This window comes from Rhizobium vallis (genome assembly GCF_003985155.1).
Classification (GTDB): Bacteria; Pseudomonadota; Alphaproteobacteria; order Rhizobiales; family Rhizobiaceae; genus Rhizobium; species Rhizobium vallis.
Genome location: NZ_ML133690.1, coordinates 282,135 through 299,922 on the forward strand (window position 1 = coordinate 282,135; position 17,788 = coordinate 299,922).

Annotated in this window: 19 protein-coding genes and 1 pseudogene; 9 read left to right on the plus strand and 11 right to left on the minus strand. The window is 60.5% G+C overall.

Going from position 1 to position 17,788, the window contains the following annotated elements:
- Positions 1-142: 142 nt before the first annotated feature.
- A complete protein-coding gene (locus EFQ99_RS16855) occupies positions 143-1,351 on the minus strand; it encodes a DUF3422 domain-containing protein (RefSeq protein WP_126922139.1) in 1,209 nt (402 codons plus the stop codon).
- A gap of 633 nt (positions 1,352-1,984) precedes the next feature.
- Here EFQ99_RS16855 and EFQ99_RS16860 point away from each other — a divergent pair.
- On the plus strand, positions 1,985-2,182 hold the full coding sequence (locus EFQ99_RS16860) for a hypothetical protein (protein ID WP_126922140.1): 198 nt from the start codon (positions 1,985-1,987) through the stop codon (positions 2,180-2,182).
- Between the two features lie 243 nt (positions 2,183-2,425).
- Here EFQ99_RS16860 and EFQ99_RS16865 read toward each other — a convergent pair whose 3' ends face one another.
- From EFQ99_RS16865 to EFQ99_RS16875, 3 genes are all read right to left on the minus strand, one after another.
- Complete coding sequence (locus EFQ99_RS16865) at positions 2,426-4,189, minus strand: AAA family ATPase (protein ID WP_164736388.1); 1,764 nt, start codon at positions 4,187-4,189, stop codon at positions 2,426-2,428.
- A 163-nt stretch (positions 4,190-4,352) separates the two neighbouring features.
- Positions 4,353-5,132: a metallophosphoesterase gene (locus EFQ99_RS16870; protein ID WP_245441508.1), complete on the minus strand. Its 780-nt coding sequence runs from the start codon at positions 5,130-5,132 to the stop codon at positions 4,353-4,355.
- Positions 5,133-5,140: 8 nt separating this feature from the next.
- Positions 5,141-5,482, minus strand: a complete 342-nt coding sequence (locus EFQ99_RS16875) for a hypothetical protein (protein WP_126922143.1) — start codon at positions 5,480-5,482, stop codon at positions 5,141-5,143.
- Between the two features lie 133 nt (positions 5,483-5,615).
- Between EFQ99_RS16875 and EFQ99_RS16880 the strand changes: the two genes are divergently transcribed.
- Positions 5,616-6,212: a hypothetical protein gene (locus tag EFQ99_RS16880; protein ID WP_126922144.1), complete on the plus strand. Its 597-nt coding sequence runs from the start codon at positions 5,616-5,618 to the stop codon at positions 6,210-6,212.
- 11 nt (positions 6,213-6,223) lie between these two features.
- Here the strand turns inward: EFQ99_RS16880 and EFQ99_RS16885 are convergent, their stop codons facing one another.
- Complete coding sequence (locus EFQ99_RS16885) at positions 6,224-6,775, minus strand: hypothetical protein (protein ID WP_126922145.1); 552 nt, start codon at positions 6,773-6,775, stop codon at positions 6,224-6,226.
- A gap of 323 nt (positions 6,776-7,098) precedes the next feature.
- Here EFQ99_RS16885 and thyA point away from each other — a divergent pair.
- From thyA to EFQ99_RS16910, 5 genes and pseudogenes are all read left to right on the plus strand, one after another.
- Positions 7,099-7,377 (plus strand): annotated as a pseudogene (gene thyA / locus EFQ99_RS16890) (thymidylate synthase); the annotation flags it as partial.
- A gap of 13 nt (positions 7,378-7,390) precedes the next feature.
- Complete coding sequence (locus EFQ99_RS16895; protein WP_126922146.1) at positions 7,391-7,909, plus strand: dihydrofolate reductase; 519 nt, start codon at positions 7,391-7,393, stop codon at positions 7,907-7,909.
- Positions 7,910-8,058: 149 nt separating this feature from the next.
- A complete protein-coding gene (gene hflK, locus EFQ99_RS16900) occupies positions 8,059-9,147 on the plus strand; it encodes an FtsH protease activity modulator HflK (RefSeq protein WP_126922147.1) in 1,089 nt (362 codons plus the stop codon).
- A gap of 3 nt (positions 9,148-9,150) precedes the next feature.
- Positions 9,151-10,119: a protease modulator HflC gene (gene hflC / locus EFQ99_RS16905; protein ID WP_126922148.1), complete on the plus strand. Its 969-nt coding sequence runs from the start codon at positions 9,151-9,153 to the stop codon at positions 10,117-10,119.
- Between the two features lie 207 nt (positions 10,120-10,326).
- Positions 10,327-12,042 (plus strand): Do family serine endopeptidase, encoded by a 1,716-nt coding sequence (locus EFQ99_RS16910; protein ID WP_126922149.1) that lies wholly within the window; start codon positions 10,327-10,329, stop codon positions 12,040-12,042.
- Positions 12,043-12,140: 98 nt separating this feature from the next.
- Here EFQ99_RS16910 and EFQ99_RS36295 read toward each other — a convergent pair whose 3' ends face one another.
- Together EFQ99_RS36295 and serB are read right to left on the minus strand one after the other, a co-directional pair.
- Entirely contained in the window at positions 12,141-12,590 is a 450-nt protein-coding gene (locus EFQ99_RS36295; protein WP_425376272.1) for a DUF7677 family protein, read from the minus strand.
- A gap of 29 nt (positions 12,591-12,619) precedes the next feature.
- Positions 12,620-13,510 (minus strand): phosphoserine phosphatase SerB, encoded by an 891-nt coding sequence (serB, locus tag EFQ99_RS16920; RefSeq protein WP_126922151.1) that lies wholly within the window; start codon positions 13,508-13,510, stop codon positions 12,620-12,622.
- Between serB and miaA the strand changes: the two genes are divergently transcribed.
- The gene (miaA, locus tag EFQ99_RS16925) at positions 13,509-14,405 is read left to right on the plus strand and encodes a tRNA (adenosine(37)-N6)-dimethylallyltransferase MiaA (RefSeq protein WP_164736389.1); all 897 of its coding nucleotides are present in this window, start codon (positions 13,509-13,511) and stop codon (positions 14,403-14,405) included. The two genes, serB and miaA, sit on opposite strands and share 2 nt — an antisense overlap.
- 14 nt (positions 14,406-14,419) lie before the next feature.
- On the opposite strand, the gene EFQ99_RS35525 is transcribed toward miaA, so the two are convergent.
- The 3 genes from EFQ99_RS35525 to EFQ99_RS16935 form a co-directional block, all read right to left on the minus strand.
- The gene (locus tag EFQ99_RS35525; RefSeq protein ID WP_245441509.1) at positions 14,420-14,794 is read right to left on the minus strand and encodes a hypothetical protein; all 375 of its coding nucleotides are present in this window, start codon (positions 14,792-14,794) and stop codon (positions 14,420-14,422) included.
- Positions 14,795-14,844: 50 nt separating this feature from the next.
- A complete protein-coding gene (locus EFQ99_RS35530; protein ID WP_245441510.1) occupies positions 14,845-15,114 on the minus strand; it encodes a lysozyme inhibitor LprI family protein in 270 nt (89 codons plus the stop codon).
- A gap of 101 nt (positions 15,115-15,215) precedes the next feature.
- Positions 15,216-15,692, minus strand: a complete 477-nt coding sequence (locus EFQ99_RS16935) for a cupin domain-containing protein (RefSeq protein WP_126922152.1) — start codon at positions 15,690-15,692, stop codon at positions 15,216-15,218.
- 1 nt (position 15,693) lies between these two features.
- Between EFQ99_RS16935 and EFQ99_RS16940 the strand changes: the two genes are divergently transcribed.
- Positions 15,694-16,218, plus strand: a complete 525-nt coding sequence (locus EFQ99_RS16940) for a MarR family winged helix-turn-helix transcriptional regulator (RefSeq protein ID WP_245441511.1) — start codon at positions 15,694-15,696, stop codon at positions 16,216-16,218.
- Positions 16,219-16,239: 21 nt separating this feature from the next.
- Here EFQ99_RS16940 and pdxR read toward each other — a convergent pair whose 3' ends face one another.
- A complete protein-coding gene (pdxR, locus tag EFQ99_RS16945) occupies positions 16,240-17,751 on the minus strand; it encodes a MocR-like pyridoxine biosynthesis transcription factor PdxR (protein WP_208722780.1) in 1,512 nt (503 codons plus the stop codon).
- Positions 17,752-17,788 lie beyond the last annotated feature (37 nt).

Genomic DNA, 17,788 nt, shown 5'->3' on the forward strand with positions numbered 1-17,788 from the left:
GACAAGACCGCCTGCTATCTGCGGATAGGTCCCGCCCAGCTCTGGAGAGACTCGACCGATATAGGAATGGTATTGTCCCCGAATTAGCGGTGGTTGCCGCTAGCGGCTATCGACTGGGCTCATCAATAGGTGCCGCTCTCGATTAACTGAGAGCGTGTCGAACCCGAAATATTGTCAGTGCCACAGCCACCACAACAGCCGGAACCGACACCAGCATGGCGAAGGGCCCAAGGTGGACGCCCGCATGATCCAGGGCCTCCACGATCAGCTTTAGCAAACTCAGCAAGTAGTAGCTGATCGCAATGATCGAAAATCCCTCGACGGCCCGCTGGATTTTCAGCTGAACTGCAGCGCGGTCTGCCATTGCTCGTATCTGGACAGTGTTCTGGTACTCGATTTCAAGCTGAATGCGTGTTTGGAGCAAGTCGAGAAGATGCATGGTCGCGTGCGACAGCTGGTCCAACCGCAGGGCCGTCGCAGAGCAAGTGCGGACTGCCGGCTTGAACCTCCTTGCCACGAAAACCCCGAACCGCTGAAAGCCTGGCACATGGGTCTCGCGCAGCTCGGCGATGCGTTCTTCAACGATGGTGGCATAGGCGGCCGTGGCCCCGAAGCGATTGCGGGTCTCCGCAGCTGCTGAAATCACCTCTGCGGATAGCATGGAAATTTCGCTGAGAAGTCTTTTGTGCTCCTCTGGCGACGTATTGAGGTGGAGCTTGGTGAGGAAGGCGAGCCTCTCGTCGAAGCCTTTCAACAAGGGGCCGAGACGTCGGGCTTCCGGCAGTCCCAACAATGACATCGATCGATAGGTCTCGATCTCGCATATCCGGCGGACCATTCGCCCAAGGCGATACGCGTTTAGCTCAGCATTGAACAAAATTACTCGGCTGCTCTCGCCGGGCCCCACGAGAAAATCCGAGCATACCTGGGCGGCAGCGCCACCGATGGACGATGCCGCCGTATCGCCGAAACCATACTGTTTGAGCATCGGAGACAGGTCCACTGGCGGCGCGTCGAGGACCAACAATGAAATTCTACAAACCACCTCAACCGCTGGAGGCTCAACGCCGAAATCCCTCAACAAACGGGTCTCTTGCGGCCATTCTAGTACAGGAAGCTTCAGCGGCGTGACCTTGGTGAGGGTGGTAAACTCGGTGTGGTGCTCCACCTGAACGCGCGCCCCATCGGGGGCGTAAGCGCTTGTCAGTTGGGTCTCGATATTCTTCGAGGTCGCAAACGAGCCCGCGATTATGGCTACGTGTTCAACCAGCGCCGGCCCACTGAAATAAATAGACGGACGGGCGTGAAGCTCGGCGTTGAAGTTGATTGCAGTCCGTCTGTCCTCACCCATGAAGGCGACCGTCAATCACTACCATGATTTAAGTCCATTAGGACTTGTGGCACATGTTGGCTGCCGGGCAAACGATCGTTGGATCGTGAGCGGCTCTCCGCTTTGATCTCGGTGGCAGCGCGGACCGCCATTATTCCAAGTGGCTTATAGCGATCCACCAGATTGATAGTGGTCGGGTGTTCCGGATTGCTCGAGCGCATCTCGCCTCACTTCATGACAAACATTTATCGACGCTAGGGGTAGCGCGACGACGTCACCGCTAGCGAGCAGCGAGTGCTGTTATAGTTTATTGCCCGATCGGCGCACATATGGCCTGCCACAGCGCTATAACGTGAGGCTATTGGTCACTATTGCATGCACGCGTTGCCTCTTAACTGTCGTGCGAACGCCGGCAGCTCGCGGATGAAATCAACAGGGTCAACAACCCGCGTCGATTACACTCACGGCTCGGGCGGCTAGAGACGAGGTCCTTCGCTTTCCAAAGGTGATGAAACGTCTTGGGGTCTTGAATTATTCGATCCCATCGCACCGCCATGGTCTCAGAAACTCGCGGCTGCTCATCACTGTAGCAGAAAGCATTGACGTGCCTGCAGTCCCGGCGTCCACTAGAAAGAGGTATCAGAGGTCTGGGTCATGTCGAAGGTTGAATGCCATCCAAAAAATTTCACGGCAGATCATCGAACCGTCGCAAGTGATCGGCTCAGGAACATGGTCCGAGCAGAAGGCGGACGTTTCGCCGAAATGACAGCGGAGCAGAGCGAAGAGATTATCGATCTCATTATAAACAGGCGACGCAATGCTCCTGCAATTTCCGAAGGGAATGTCGGCTAACCCGCCGACACCTGCGTCATGATTCGGTCCCATCGTCAGGGGGCTTACCCGAAGTGTTCACAGGCGTTTCCTGCGGGGAATCGTCCGGAGAGACAGGAGAGGTCACTCGTTTCTTCGAGACAAGTATTCTCTTGCCTAACGGACGGAAACCGATCTCATCAAGCACGGAGCCGAATGAGGCCTCGCGTTTGCCCTTCGCAGTTTGGGCCGACCGGCGGTTTTTCCCGCCTTTGCGTCGCCGTTTCATTGAGCCCTGACCTGGGAAGGTATTTTGGAAAGGCTCACCCGCGGCCGCCGATAGGTCTCGAACATTAAGCGAGCATCATCCCCATCAATAGATCGGTTCGTGACGAGTTCCTTGACAAAGACATCCAGGGCCCGTTGATTTTCCTGAATGATTGCCGTCGCACGTTTAAACTGGCTGTCCAAGATATCGTGAATCCGATAGCCAAGCTCTCGGTCGTACATTCGCAGCCGCTGGATGTCCTCTGAGGCGACTTCGTTCGCAACCCAGCTGGTGCCCATCCCCAGATTTGCCTCGACCAAGGTGGCGGTTCTGGTGGCTCGTACAAGGTCAGAATCGGGGCTTCCGGCGGCTCCGTCATCAAAATTCCCGAAGACGATCTGCTCAGCCGCGATGCCGGCCAAGAGCATCGCTATCTCGTCCATGTAGAAGTCACGGGTCCTTCTCATATCCGACGAAAGAGCTATTTGGGTTTGGCCCAGGTTTGCTGGACGACCGGGTGTCCTGTGCGATTTCACCAGGACGCGCCTCAATTCCCCGAAACCCATTGAAAGAGCGACAATTGCGTGGCCAGCCTCATGAACCGCGACGGACGATATCATCTCAGGTGGAATTGCACGAAGTTCTGGAAGCGCCATCATAACGTGACCCGCCCCGAAGGGCTCTCCCCGTCGCCGCGCCGCCCTTTTTGCTTCCTTGATTACCTCGGCGATGTCGGCCCCTGACATTCCGTCGGTAGACAGGGCAACCAGTTCCTCTTGATCGCGCTCGAACGTAACGGAGGCAATGCTCTTGAAGATTGCCACTCGTGCAGCGTCGCCGGGAAGCGACAATTTGAAGTGCTTGCCGAGTCGTCCTGAGCGTTTGATCGCCGGATCGAGTGCATCCGGGTCGTTGCAAGCTCCGATCACGACCACTCCCTCCCGGCGTCGGAAACCGTCCAACTCTTCCAAAAGGCCGGCAACTACCTGTCGTTTGTAGTCTCCATGCCTATCTGACACCGACCGGTCGCCAAACGCGTCGATTTCGTCGATAAATAGGATGCATGGCGCTTTCGATCGAGCGTCGGAAAACGCACGTGCCATGGCCGTCAACATATCGTTCAGATAGCCCGCCGCCTGCCATTGTGCAGCGCTCCCGTAAAACAGCGGGATCGAACACGTGTCAGCAAGCGATGCTGCGTACATGGTCTTTCCGGTCCCAGGCGGGCCCGAAATCAAGACACCGGATTCGATCTCCGACCAAGGTATCTTGCCGTTTTTGAAATCGGCAATATCGCATGCGAGCTCCAATCCCCATGAGACCGCTTCCCCGAAGCCATGTAGGGAATGCAATTTAGGCACGCCCACAGCCACAGTCGGCCTTGGGGAAGGCTCGATGGGTTGCTGTCGTAAAGTCCGAAGTTTCGCCAGTGCGAGGTTTGCCGGGCGATAAGGCAGAAAAGCGTCTCGCATCCGATCTAAAGGTATGGAGGTCAGGAGTTCGATGTCCTCAGGCGACCCCTTCATGCCATGGCGTTTCAAGGCAGCCTCAAAGTGGGACGGTTTTGGACTGGGCAGCGAGATAATGGCGTCAGCGAGAAGGTGTGCACGGGCGTCGATCTCCTGCTCCTGGAGTGCTACCAAGATGGCACGCCCTCGACGCGAGCCTTCTAGTCCTGTTTTCCTTTCGGTCTTTTTGAAAGTCCTCACGAGCTCGTAGAACGACGTATCTTCGAAGCTGCTCAAAAACACGTCCGCGGCATCGGAATAGACCTGAGCCAACTCTTCATCGCCGTCGATGCGAAGGAGTGCCACGACGGGACCTGCAGTCCGGTTCCATGTCCGAAGAGCCGCGGCAATTGCACAAAACGCCACGAAGACAGGAACCGTTACCTTGACCTGTTCCGACGGAAAGAGTCTCCACGGCACTCGGCATCGCTTTTTCCTAGCGCGCATTTGGAGCCTCCCCAAGATCAATGACGAAATAGGGATCGAAACCAGTGAGGCCGCGCTCGTGCGAATAGCCTCGCGGATTGCACACCACTCGCGTTTCTCCGATCATATAATCGCAACGCTTGTGAAGATGGCCGTGCACCCATAGCCGAGGTTGGTATCGCATTATGGTTTTCTCTAAGCGAGACGCGTATGCGGGGGCCAACGGGTCGTCCAGGAACTCCACCGGAACGGAAAGTATGCTGGGAGCATGGTGGGTGACCACCACGGTAGGTTCAGCGGTTTCCTCTTGAAGCCAGCTTTTAAGGAACGAGGTGTCTTGAATGTGCATTGTGAGGGACTGCTGAGCTGTAAACCTCCTATACGGGCGCTTGGAATATTTGATATCGCGATAGTCATTCATTCCGTGCTGTGCTTCGTACATAGCCGGCCCATGCATGCCGAATAACTGGAAGTCGCTCCACAGCGTCGCACCGATAAAGCGGAACCCGCAAATAGACACGGCTCCGCGGCTCAGCATGTGCACATTCGGGTATTGGGCCGCTCGGTTTACCCCCTCTCTTGTACCTTCTAGGACGGATGAACCATAGAACTCGTGGTTCCCGGGGACATATACCACCGGCATATGTTTCGAAACGGTCTCGCCCAACATCGAGATGCCCGTCACCATTCCGTTATCGGAAAAATCGCCAGCGAAAATACAGACGTCGGCATCGGGGATGTCCGGGAATGGCCACGGGGGATTGTGAAGCAGGTGAAGATCAGAAAACACCCAGGCCCTCATTGTGGACTCTTGATTTTCTGGTTCCAGAACTCGGGAGCCACGCGACGTCCCAACCGATACCAACGAGAGAAAGATCGTGCCAAGCCCCGCGATTCATCGAGATAGTAGAGACCACTCGAGCAGAGCGGACTGCCGTCTTCGATTTTGGGATGGCCGGTTGGTATTCCCATCAAGCAGGGCACGGTTCGTCTGGCCAGCGCCCAGTCGTTGATCAACACCTTCGACGCGAGCGGGGTGGTTCCACGCTCGACAATCTCGAGCTCGTCGGCGAGTTGCCTCAGGTGCGCGATCAAGGCCTCCGATGTCATTCCGAACCATGCGAACGACGAATCACTCATGGGTCTCAATACCTCCGAACTAAAAGCATCGATTCGTTTCCGATTTGGTGCACCATAACGCACTAAAACGGAAATCAAAGACCCTAAATGGTTTTCCTTTGACTTTTTTTACGACGACCGGTTCTTCGATTTTATGGAGCCAATCAAGCCGCAAAAGCCGACCGTGCCGCCGCCAGCGCTGCGGGCCGCTCGTGCTTTGCTCAAGCTCTCTCAAGACAAGGTTTGCCAGGCTGCGCAGCTGACCGACCGTTCTTTGCGTCAGGCGGAAAGCAGCAACGGGGCCGGAGAAGGCGTCAGCAACAAACTTCGCCGGTTTTATGAAGCAAACGGCCTTGTCTTCTTAGGGAGTGTGTCAATAGAGACAGGCTGGATTTCGGGCTGTGGTGTCAGGTGGTCAACACCGGATGACAACGCGATCGGGGATGCAGACCAAACCGACTCACCGGCGGACCAGAGCGGGTTGTCTTTTCGGGCGGCGAGGGCGTTTCTCGGGTTGAGCATGGATCAAGCGTCCGACATGGCCGGCCTGAGCAAGAAAGCCATGATCGGGCTGGAAGGAGATGGCCTCAGCTCCGAGGCATCGACGCGCGATCGTCTGATCGACTTTTACGAGAGCCGCGGCCTAATTTTCCTGGGCCGCCGCGGAAAAGCCGTGCGCCAATATTATGGCGTAGGAATTCAGATGGGCGACGGATCGCCCGACAACGTTTCCGACTTTGAACCTAGTTGACGTGGGGAGCGTCATACATCGATGTCTCGCCGCTCTTTGCGGACATCCATGAGAATCTCCAACGCGCCGGCCTTGGCGTCCTCGATGGTCTTGAAGAGACGGCGGTCGTTGCGGACGAACTCGTTGTTGAATTCGTTTTGAAGTCTAATCGTTACGCCGAAACCTGCGCCACCTTTGTTCCATATCGCTATGTTGTAGCCCCGCGAGTTTATGTAGGGGTTGCCGACCCGAGAAACCTGCCAGACACGTCGGGGCCAGTCGCTACGAATGCGAAGATCGTCCCGAAAAGCCCGCTCGCGCTTTTCCGCCGTGAATGGATCGTCCACCATCTTTTCTACGCAGCCCAGTCCGGCCGACAGAGCTTGGGACACATCGGGATGCGTCATGACGTGGGCGAATCTGATACGAACCCCTTGGCACACGTCGCATAGCCGTCCCTCGTGGCCGACATCCTCAATCCCGCGACACACCCATCCCGTGGTCGGAAACACCGGGTCGAGCCAGCGGCCGCCGCGGGTGTGCCGTTGCTGATGGGGGGCGTCGTTTTGTGGGCTGTTGTCCATACCGCCTCGACTTCGTATGCCTTCGAGGGGAAGAGAATCATTATACTCTTTGAGGGTCAAGGCGGAAAAAAACGGGGAAAAAGCCCGGACCTACGGCCGGGTAAAGCGGCTGCGCCGACCAGAGACACGCAACATCGATTGAGTGTGTGGAACGCTCGTGAAGCCCCGGACCTACGGCCGGGGAAAAGCGACTGTCGTCGAAATAAAGGCAAGAAAGTACAAGCTTATTTCGCCGTGTAGATATTGGCATAGTCGAAATAAGCTTGTACTCAAAAACGTAACAAAACGTGATGGTAACGATTTTGATGAAAATGACCGCCCGTGGAAAACCTTTCAACATCGCCTCCTATGCGCTGCTGACGATGATGGTGGCTCAAGTCACGGGGCTCAAACCTGGCGACTTCGTCCACACGCTCGGCGACGCCCATCTCTACCATAACCATTTCGACCAGGCGAAGCTGCAGCTCACGCGCCAGCCGAAGCCGCTGCCCTTCATGCGGATCAACCCCAATGTGAAGGATATCTTCGGTTTCACGTTCGAGGATTTCGAGTTGGTCGGCTATGAGGCCGAGGCCAATATCAAGGCGCCGATCGCCGTCTGATCGGAGACATTTCATGGCCGACATCCTGAAGACCATCATCGTCGCCGTTTCCCGCAACGGCACTATCGGCCGCGACGGCGATATGCCCTGGCGGCTTTCGAGTGACCTCAAGCGGTTCAAGGCGCTGACTTCAGGCAAGCCCGTGGTGATGGGCCGCAAGACCTACGAGTCGATCGGCAAGCCGCTTCCAGGGCGGCCGAACGTCGTCATATCAAGGCAGGTGGTGATCGACAGTCCCGATGTTGACATGGCGCAGTCGCTGCCCGAGGCCTTGACGATCGCCGAGAAGCTCGCGGTCGCAACCGGCGCCGGCGAGATCTGCATCATCGGCGGCGGCCAGGTCTATGCCCAGGCGATCGGTTTTGCCGACCGGATGTGCATCACCCATGTCGAGGCGGACCTCGAAGGGGATGCGGCGTTCCCGGCGATCGATCCCGATGTCTGGCAGGCGGGGGAGACACTTGCGGTCCCGGCCGGCGAAAAGGACAGCTATGCTACGCGCTACGTCGTCTACGAACGCCGACACGCCTGAAAACGAACTATTTTCCAATTAAATTGACCAAGTTCCTCACGCTGCGTTGAAAGCCAGTGCGGCGATACCTATAACGGTCAGCATCGCATCCGCCGGTCGGCCCCCACGGTCCCGGATGCGTGGAAGACTTAACGAAGAACGAGGTTTTGATGCCCTGGAGCAATCAGAATGGCGGCGGCGGCCCTTGGGGCGGCGGCGGCGGTAATAATCAGGGACCATGGGGCCAGGGGCCGAACCGCCCGCGCGGCGGCGGCAACAAGGGCGGACCGCCCGACCTGGAAGACATTATCCGGCGCGGCCAGGACCAACTGCGCAACATCATTCCCGGCGGTTTCAACGGCGGCGTGGCGGCGATTGTCGCGGCAATCGTTGCGGTCTTCTGGCTGATCCAGTGCGTCTATACCGTCCAGCCGGACGAACGCGGCGTCGAGCTGCGCTTCGGCAAGCCGCGGGATACGGTATCGATGCCGGGCCTGCATTTCCATTTCTGGCCGATGGATTCGGTCGAGATCGTCAAGGTCACCGAGCAGTTGCTCAATGTCGGCGGCTCGCAGGGCAGCAGCAACACGGCCGGTGGCCTGATGCTGTCGGGTGACCAGAACATCCTCAACGTCCGTTTCAACGTGCTCTACCAGATCAGCGATGCGCGCGCCTATCTCTTCAACGTCGAAAGCCCGGCGCAGACGCTGCAGCAGGTTTCCGAAAGCGCGATGCGCGAAGTGGTCGGCCGGCGTCCGGCGCAGGACGCGTTCCGCGACCGGCGTCTCGAGATCGCCAGCGAAGTCGCCAGCATCATCCAGGATACGATGGCACGCTATAGTTCCGGCATCTCGATCAACAAGGTGACGATCGAGGACGTGGCGCCGCCGCGTGAAGTGGCCGATGCCTTCCAGGAAGTGCAACGCGCCGACCAGGACAAGCAGCGCCTGGTGGAAGAAGCCAATCAATACGCCAACCAGAAGCTCGGCCAGGCCCGCGGTGACGGCGCCCGCATCCGTGAAGACGCGGCCGCCTACAAGGACCGCGTCGTGAAGGAAGCGGAAGGTGAGGCGCAGCGCTTCATCGCCATCGACGAACAATATTCGAAGGCGCCCGACGTCACCCGCAAGCGGCTGTTCCTGGAAACGATGGAACAGGTGCTCAAAAATTCCAAGAAGGTCATCATCGACGAGAAGCAGGGGGTCGTGCCCTATCTGCCGCTCAACGAAATCACCAGACCGTCGCAGCAGGGAGGTTGAGCCATGACTTCGAACAGGCTTCCCGTCATCCTCATCATCCTCGCGGTTCTGCTGCTCGGTCTCTATTCCTCGGTCTACGTGGTCAATGCCCGCGAACAGGCGATCGTGGTGCGCTTCGGTGAGATCCAGTCGGTCAAGACCGAGCCCGGCATCTATTTCAAGCTGCCGTTCAGCTTCATGGATGCCGATCGCGTCCAGCTCGTCGAAAAGCAGAAGCTGCGTCTCGACCTCGATAATATCCAGGTACAGGTCAAGGGCGGCGCGACCTTCGACGTCGATGCCTTCGTGATCTACTCGATCAACGATCCTCGCCGCTTCCGCGAAACCGTCTCCGGCGATCGCGATTCGGCTGAAGCGCGGCTGCGCACCCGTCTGGATTCGGCCCTGCGCCGCGTCTACGGTCTGCGTGAATTCGATGCCGCACTGTCCGACGAGCGCGTATCGATGATGCTCGAAGTGCGCGACGATCTGCGTCCCGACGCCGAACTTCTCGGCCTCAACATCGAGGACGTGCGCATCCGCCGTACTGACCTGACGGCCGATGTGGCGCCGAACACCTATAACCGCATGCGCTCCGAGCGCTTGGCCGAAGCCGAGCTGCTGCGCGCCCAGGGCACGGAAGACGGCCTGCGCCGTCGAGCGGTCGCCGACCGCCAGGTGGTCGAAATTACCGCCGATGCCCAGCGTGACGCGGAAATCCTGCGCGGTCAGGGTGATGCCGAACGCAACCGCGTCTTCGCCGACGCCTTCTCCAGGAACCCTGCCTTCTTCGAGTTCTATCGCTCGATGGCGGCCTATTCCTCGGCGCTTTCTTCGCAGGATACGACGCTGGTGCTGTCGCCGAATTCGGAATTCTTCCGCTATTTCGACAATGCCGAAGGCGTCCTGCGGTCGCCGGCCAACCCTGCCGCACTTGCTCCGGCAACACCGGGGGCACCTGGCCCGGCCACGCCGGCCCAGCCGGCGAACTGACGGCAAGGGATGCCATCCGCATCCCGCAAAATTCAGGAGGGCCGGCCGTGCGCCGGCCCTTTTTTCTTGGAGTGATTGCGATAATCCGGCTTTTGCGAGGACATGTCAGATTGCACGGGGATTTCGCGAAAAGGTGATTTCGCCCTCCATCATTCCGCCTTATGCTGGTGCTCAATGTGCGCATTTACCCCCTTATGAGGAAGCTTGATGGCCCCCACGATACGCTCGCCCTTCAGACGAACGCTCGCGCTACTGGCCAGCGCCGCAATCCTGGCGCAAGCCGGCGTGAGCGGGATTGCCCATGCGCAAACCGCTCCTGAAGCCGCTGCACCTGGGATGGCCACGCCTCCTGCCGCCGCGCAGACCGCTCCGGCGCCGGCTGCGCCACAGCAGGTCCCGCCGATCCAGTCCACCGTGCCCAACAATGGTCCGGCCTCGGTCGCCGATCTTGCCGAAGGCCTGCTTGACGCCGTGGTCAATATCTCGACCTCGCAGAACGTGAAGGACGACGAGGGCGCAGGTCCTGCGCCGCGTGCGCCAGACGGCTCGCCTTTCCAGGAATTCTTCAACGATTTCTTCAACAAGAAGCAGGGCAACAAAGGCCCCAACCATAATGTCAGCTCGCTCGGCTCCGGCTTCGTCATCGACCCCACCGGCTATATCGTCACCAACAATCACGTCATCGAGGGCGCCGACGATATCGAGATCAATTTCGCCAATGGCTCAAAGCTCAAGGCGAAGCTGATCGGCACGGACACGAAGACCGATCTTTCGGTCCTGAAGGTCGAGCCGAAGACGCCGCTGAAATCGGTGAAATTCGGCGATTCCAGCACGATGCGCATCGGCGACTGGGTGATGGCGATCGGCAACCCGTTCGGCTTCGGCGGTTCGGTGACGGTGGGCATCATTTCCGGGCGCGGCCGCAACATCAATGCCGGCCCCTACGATAATTTCATCCAGACGGATGCGGCGATCAACAAGGGCAATTCCGGCGGCCCGCTCTTCAACATGAAGGGCGAAGTGATTGGCATCAACACGGCGATCATCTCGCCGAGCGGCGGCTCGATCGGCATCGGCTTCTCGGTGCCCTCGGAGCTTGCTTCGGGTGTCGTCGAGCAACTGCGCCAATTTGGCGAGACGCGGCGCGGCTGGCTCGGCGTGCGCATCCAGCCGGTGACCGACGATATCGCAGACAGCCTCGGGCTCGACAGCGCCAAAGGGGCGCTGGTCGCCGGCGTCATCAAGGGCGGCCCCGTCGACGACGGCTCGATCAAGGCGGGTGACGTCATCCTGAAATTCGATGGCAAGGCGGTCATCGAAATGCGTGACCTCCCGCGCGTCGTGGCGGAAAGCGCCGTCGGCAAGCAGGTCGACGTGGTCGTGCTGCGCGATGGTAAGGAGCAGACCGTCAAGGTGACACTCGGCCGGCTCGAAGACAGCGATCAGCCGGGCGGATCCGACGATGCCGCACCCGATGGTTCGCAGGATGACGGCGTGATCACCCCGGATCCCGGCGAAAACAACGACATGGACCAACCTGACACCGGCGATCAGGCTCAGCCCGCGCCGACCGCGCCCGACCAGCATCAGGGTCAGGGTCATGCCGCGCCGGATGCGGCAACGCCGAAGAACGTGCTCGGCCTGTCGCTCTCGCTGCTGAGCCCCGAGACGCGCAAGGCGTTCGGCATCGCCGAGAGCGTCGACGGCGTCGTCGTGACCGAGGTGACCCCCGGTTCGGCTTCGGCCGAAAAGGGGCTGAAGCCCGGCGACGTGATCGTCGAGGTGGCGCAGGAATTCATGAAGTCGCCGGATGCGGTCGCCGCCAAGGTGCAGTCGCTGAAACAGGAAGGCCGCCGTAATGCACAGCTGATGATCGCTTCGGCCAATGGCGATCTGCGGTTCGTGGCGGTGCCGATGGAGTAGGCGAAAAGGGAGCGGTCTGCGCTCCCTCCTAACTGAAATGTAGAATACGTCCGCCGCTTAAATTAGGGCGCGCAAAAAACCACGGAAGTCGAAAATCTTTAAACTATTTTTCCGCTTCGCCATCCGGGCGCGTTTGCCAACACCGGCGGCCAATGCCCGTCACATTCGTCCTCTCCGAACGGCGGCTCCACAACATACGTGGGGTCGCAATATGCGCGGAGCCACTGGGCGGCGCGTTCTTCGCAGTAACGCGCGTTGAGTGGCGCACCTTCCTCATTCAGTTCCAGATTATTGGTGAATACGGTGTACACCATCTCCATGGCGCTGGGTTCATGCAGCACCTTTGAGTAGTCGATGCCATCCAATAGCGGATACCCAACCGTTCCGTTCGCAATCCAAAGAGAAAATCGAGCTAAGACACCTCGGAGGTCTGGATGCATTCTATGGGGTGCTGCGCCCTGCATTCGGCTGTATGCAGCCTCCTGTGTTCTCTCAGAACCACCGACGTCCCTTACCACTCGGTTTCGTTGCCATGGCCATAGTGCCATTTGTACCTCCTCCCACCAATCTCGAGTCTTTAGCGAGAAACAAAATCCGTCTTCCGGTAACCCTGAATATAGAGCAGCGCGGTGAGATCACCGTGGTTGATGCGCATTTGCGCCTCGGCGGCGACGGCGGGTTTGGCGTGGAGGGCGACGCCGGAGCCGGCGAGGTGCAGCATGCCGAGATCGTTGGCGCCGTCGCCGACGGCGATTGCTTCCTTCGGCGAAATGCCGAGGCGTGCCGAAATCTCGTTCAGCGCGTCTACCTTCGCCTGCTTGCCGAGGATCGGTTCGGCGACGAAGCCGGAGAGAATGCCGCCGTCTTCCCGCAGCGTATTGGCGCGGTTCTCGTCGAAGCCGAGGGTGGCGGCGATGCGGCTGGTAAAGACGGTGAAGCCGCCGGAGACGAGCGCGGTGTAATGGCCCTTCGACTTCATGGTGGCGATCAGCTCCGGCCCGCCCGGGGTCAGCGTGATGCGCTTGGCGATGACCTCGTCGACGACTGAGAGCGGCAGGCCCTTCAAGAGGGCGACGCGTTCGCGCAGGGCAGGCTCGAAGGCGATCTCGCCGTTCATCGCGCGGGCGGTAATGGTCGCGACCTTTTCCTTCAGGCCGACTTCGGCGGCGAGTTCGTCGATGCATTCCTGGCCGATCATCGTCGAATCCATGTCGGCGATCAGCAGCTTCTTGCGGCGGCTGTCCTGTTCCTGAATGACGAGATCGATCGGCGCGCCGGATAGGACCGCGAGAAGATTGGCCTCGGCCGCTTGCGCATTCGTGCCGTCGCGCAACGCGATATCGCAGGCGACGCCGTCCGCCAGCCAGTAAAGACCGGATGCCTCCACGGCCTTGGCCGCCCGTTCGGCGATGCCAGGGGTCAGGACAGGATTTGACGGATTGGCAACAAGCGTGGCAACGAGGGCCATGATGGAAAACCTTCTGAGCGTAGAGAACGCGATCCTGATAACCGGGCCGACCGCCAGCGGCAAGTCCGCGCTCGCTGTCGAATTGGCGAGGCGGCACGCAGGCGCGGTTGTTAATGCCGACAGCATGCAGGTCTACGACACGTTGCGGGTACTGACCGCGCGTCCCTCGGAAGAGGAGATGCAGGGCGTGCCGCACCATCTCTACGGCTATGTGCCGGCGGGTGCGGCCTATTCCACAGGCGCCTGGCTGCGTGATGTCTCGGCGCTGTTGCCGGTGCTGAGGGCCGCCGGGCAACTGCCGGTCTTCGTCGGTGGCACCGGGCTTTATTTCAAGGCGCTGACCGGCGGCCTCTCCGATATGCCCGAGATACCCGAGGCACTGCGGGAAGAGTTGCGGGCGCGTTTGCTGGAGGAGGGGCCCGATAGGCTCCACGCAGAACTTGCCGAGGCTGATCCCGCCATGGCGGCAGGCCTCAACCGCCAGGATGGGCAGCGCATCGTGCGGGCGCTGGAGGTGGTGAGGGCGACGGGGCGGTCGATCGCCGATTTCCAGGGCCGGTCAGGCCCTGTCGTGATCGATGCCGCCAAGGCTCGCAAGATCGTCGTCCTGCCGGAGCGCGCCGTGCTGCATGCCCGCATCAACGGCCGTTTCGAAAAGATGCTGCGCGAGGGCGCGGAAGACGAGGTGAGGGCGCTGCTTGCGCTCGGCCTGCCCGCCGAGGCGCCAGTGATGAAGGCGATTGGCGTCTCGCAGATCGCGGCGATGCTGAAGGGCGAGATGTCGCGCGACGAGGTGCTGGAGAAGGGGGCTGCGGCAACACGGCAATATGCCAAGCGCCAAATGACATGGTTTCGCAACCAGATGGACGAGAGCTGGGAGCGGCTGACGGTTTAGCCGACAGTGGACCGTCAACCGCCGCACTTGTGCTGGGCATCGGGCAGAATCCAGCTTTCGTGAGTACGGCCGTTGGTGACGAGGAACAGTCTCCCGCCCTCGTCAGGGCCGCAATCGCGGTCGATCTCGACCAGGCACATGGTAACGGGATCGCCGGGCTTCGATCTGATCAGCGCTTCCTCCCTGTTGTAAGAGACCTGGTAGCCGTCATTGGCATAGTCGATCCCGGTGCCGTTATCGAAGTCGGCATCGTCAGCCGCGCCGCCATTGTCGAGGCGGGGATGGACCTCAAGAACCGATGTGGCGGCACAGCGCCCGGCTTTCTCGGGGATCGCCTTTGCCTCGGGCAGCCGGCTGCCTGCGAGAGACTGGGCTGAAATCCCCTGCATGAAATCGCTTTTGTCAGGCGAGATATTCCAGAGGACGGCGAGGTAGGCGCTCAGAATGCACGATCTGTCGTCACCGCAATCGCGCCGATCCGCCAGGAAGTTGCGGGCGGTATGGACGATATCCTGGTCGGGCGCTGCTTTTTCTGAGCGGCATAGCGTTGGTTGAAAAGCTCGTCGAGCCGGGAGAACTCGACGTCGCCGCAGACGGTCTTTTCATCGGCGCTGCCCGCCTTGGAGCAGTCGAAGCCGGCAGCCTCCGCCGCCATCGTCAGAAGAATGCCGACGCTGAAGACGATGATGAAGTTCAAGATGGATTTCACGATGGCCCTCTCCGAAACGGTGCCGTCTCCAACGGCGCAACGCACATTCGCATCAGGGCGTAGATTCATCAACGCGCAGCTTCATATCGCACCACTGGCCTTTATGTCGGGGGCGCTGCTGGCGTAAGGCCGTGGCGGCGCATGATTTCCGCCATCTTGGCCCGGTCCGGCGGACCACCGGCCGCCGCGTTGAGCACCGCGAACGCTTCGCGGAAATACTCCGGTCCGATCGCTGCCGGCGTGACCACGCAGAGCGCCTTTACGTCCTGGCTGCCGTTGTTGTCAAACCGGTGAACGGCGCCGCGCGGAATGCAGAGCGCTTGCCCCGGCCCGACGTCGATCTGCTTTTCGTCGACCGTCCAAGTCAGCACCCCCTCGAGGCCGTAGATCGTCTCTTCGTAGTGGTCGTGGCTGTGTGCCGGCGCCGGCAGTCGCAGCGCGGCCGGGACCATGAGCTCGAAGGCGGCAATGCTGCCATTCGAGTTGTCCGCAGTCAGCAGGAAGCGAACTGCGAACCCTTTGGTGCCAATGATTTCATCGGAAGGATTGACGCGAGGATCGATGGTTCCCTGTGGCATTATGGAAATTCCTCCGGTAAACTACGTTTACTACTTAGCAGTAAACTCAATTTACCGGACCGTCAATGCCATCATCCGCGAAAGCTTGCCAGTGAAAACCGAGGACATGCTGATCGGCGCCCTGCTGCGCGTCCCGGCCCAGGCGATCCAGCGCCGTCTGATCAAAGGACTGAACGCCGCCGGTTTTGACGAGCTGCGTCTGCCGCATATGGCGGTTCTGCAGTTTCCAGGTCCGGACGGGGCGCGGCCGGGCACGATCGCCGAGCGCGCCGGCATGAGCAAACAGGCGATCAACCAGTTGCTCCGCAGCCTCGAGAGTTTCGGCTACATCGTCCGCTCCGACGTTCCCGGTGAAGGCAGCGCGCGCATCGTCCGGCTTACCGAACGTGGACACGCGGCATTCTCTGAGATGGTCGACATCTTGCGCGACATCGAGGACGAATGGCGCGCCGAGCTCGGGCCGGAGCGCTTCACCCAACTCAAGGGGCTGCTGTTTGTCGTCTGGGACAGTCCATTGGCGCGCTAGCCGAAGACATTTGCAAATTCGTCACTCTTTCACAGTGGCGTTTGTCCGCTTGTCCGCCGTTTCACACAGCCTCAGCAGTCTTACCAGTTCACCGACCGCGGCCTGCAGCTGTTCCGGCAGGAAGCCGCCGAAGCCCAGCATCAGGCCGGGGCGCGCGGGCTGGCCGGCATACATGGGGGAGATCGCACGCACGGCGATGCCGGCGGTCAGGGCGCGAGCCGCGAGCTGCACGTCGTCGGTTCCTTCGGGCAGCCATAGGAGAATGTGCATGCCCTGGTCGCTCGGCTCGACGCTGCAGCCCTCGGGCAAGGCGCGTTCAAGGGCCGACAGCAGGATGGCGCGGCGTTCGGCATAGAGGCCGCGGATGCGGCGGATATGGGCTTCGAAGTAACCTTCCTTCATGTGGGCGGCGAGAACGTGCTGTTCCGCCATCGGCGAATGGCGGTCGAGAATGGCGCGTGCGCCGGCGAAGGCTTCCGCTAGGGGTAAGGGGGCGATGACGTAGCCGAGGCGCAGGGACGGAAAGAGCACCTTGCTGAAGGTGCCGAGATAGATGACGCGCGACGGACGCAATCCCTGCATCGAAGGGAAGGGATGTCCGGCATAACGCAATTCGCTGTCGTAGTCGTCTTCGACGATCCAGGCGCGGTTCTGGTCGGCCCAGGCGATTAGGGCGTTGCGCCGCGCCATGCTGAGCGGCATGCCGATCGGATATTGATGCGACGGTGTCACGAAGGCGGCGCGCGCTTGGCGGCAGAGTTCGAGGCCGCGTTCCACATTCATCCCCTGCGCATCGACCGGGACGCGACAGGTGCGTACGCCGAGATCGTCGAGCACGGCCGTGAGGCCGGGATAGGCCGGATCTTCGGCCCAAACAGGATCGTCGCGCGAGAGAAGCACGCGGCCGGCCATGTAGAGGCCCTGCTGGGTACCCGACGTGACGATGACTTGCTCCGGCGCACAGTGCACGGCCCGCGCGCGGCGAACGTGATCGGCAATGGCAACGCGCAGCTCCGGCAGGCCCATCGGATCGTGATAGCCCGAGGGGGCGGCCTGTTTCGACGCGCGCATGCGATTGCCGAGGCGCCGCCAGTTGTCGTCGGGGGCGATGCCGGACGCCGGCACGGCGACGGCGAAGGGAACGGGCGGGTGAGGCGTGAGCGCGCGGGCAATCGCCATCAGCCGCGCCGCAGGGGAAGGCAGGTCGATGGTTTCCTCGATCGCCGGGGCGGCCCGCTCGGACGGGCGTGCCGGCGGCGTGTCCCTGAGGGCGGCAGCAACGCGGGTGCCGGCGCCGACCTGCGCTTCGAGGTAGCCTTCGGCAGTCAGCTGGTCGAACACTTCGACGACGGTGCCGCGCGCGATTTTCAGGGTCGCCGAAAGGGTGCGCGTCGAAGGAAGGCGTTCGCCCGGCCTCAACTCGCCGCTTGCGATTGCGCTCCGAAGGGCCTGCGCAAGCTGGCGGCCGACATGGGCCGTTCGGTCGATCGCGTTGAGCGAGGGGATTTCGATGATGCTGCGTCGCTTGGACATCGCAAAATGGTCCATGAATTTTCTTGAAAATGGCGCT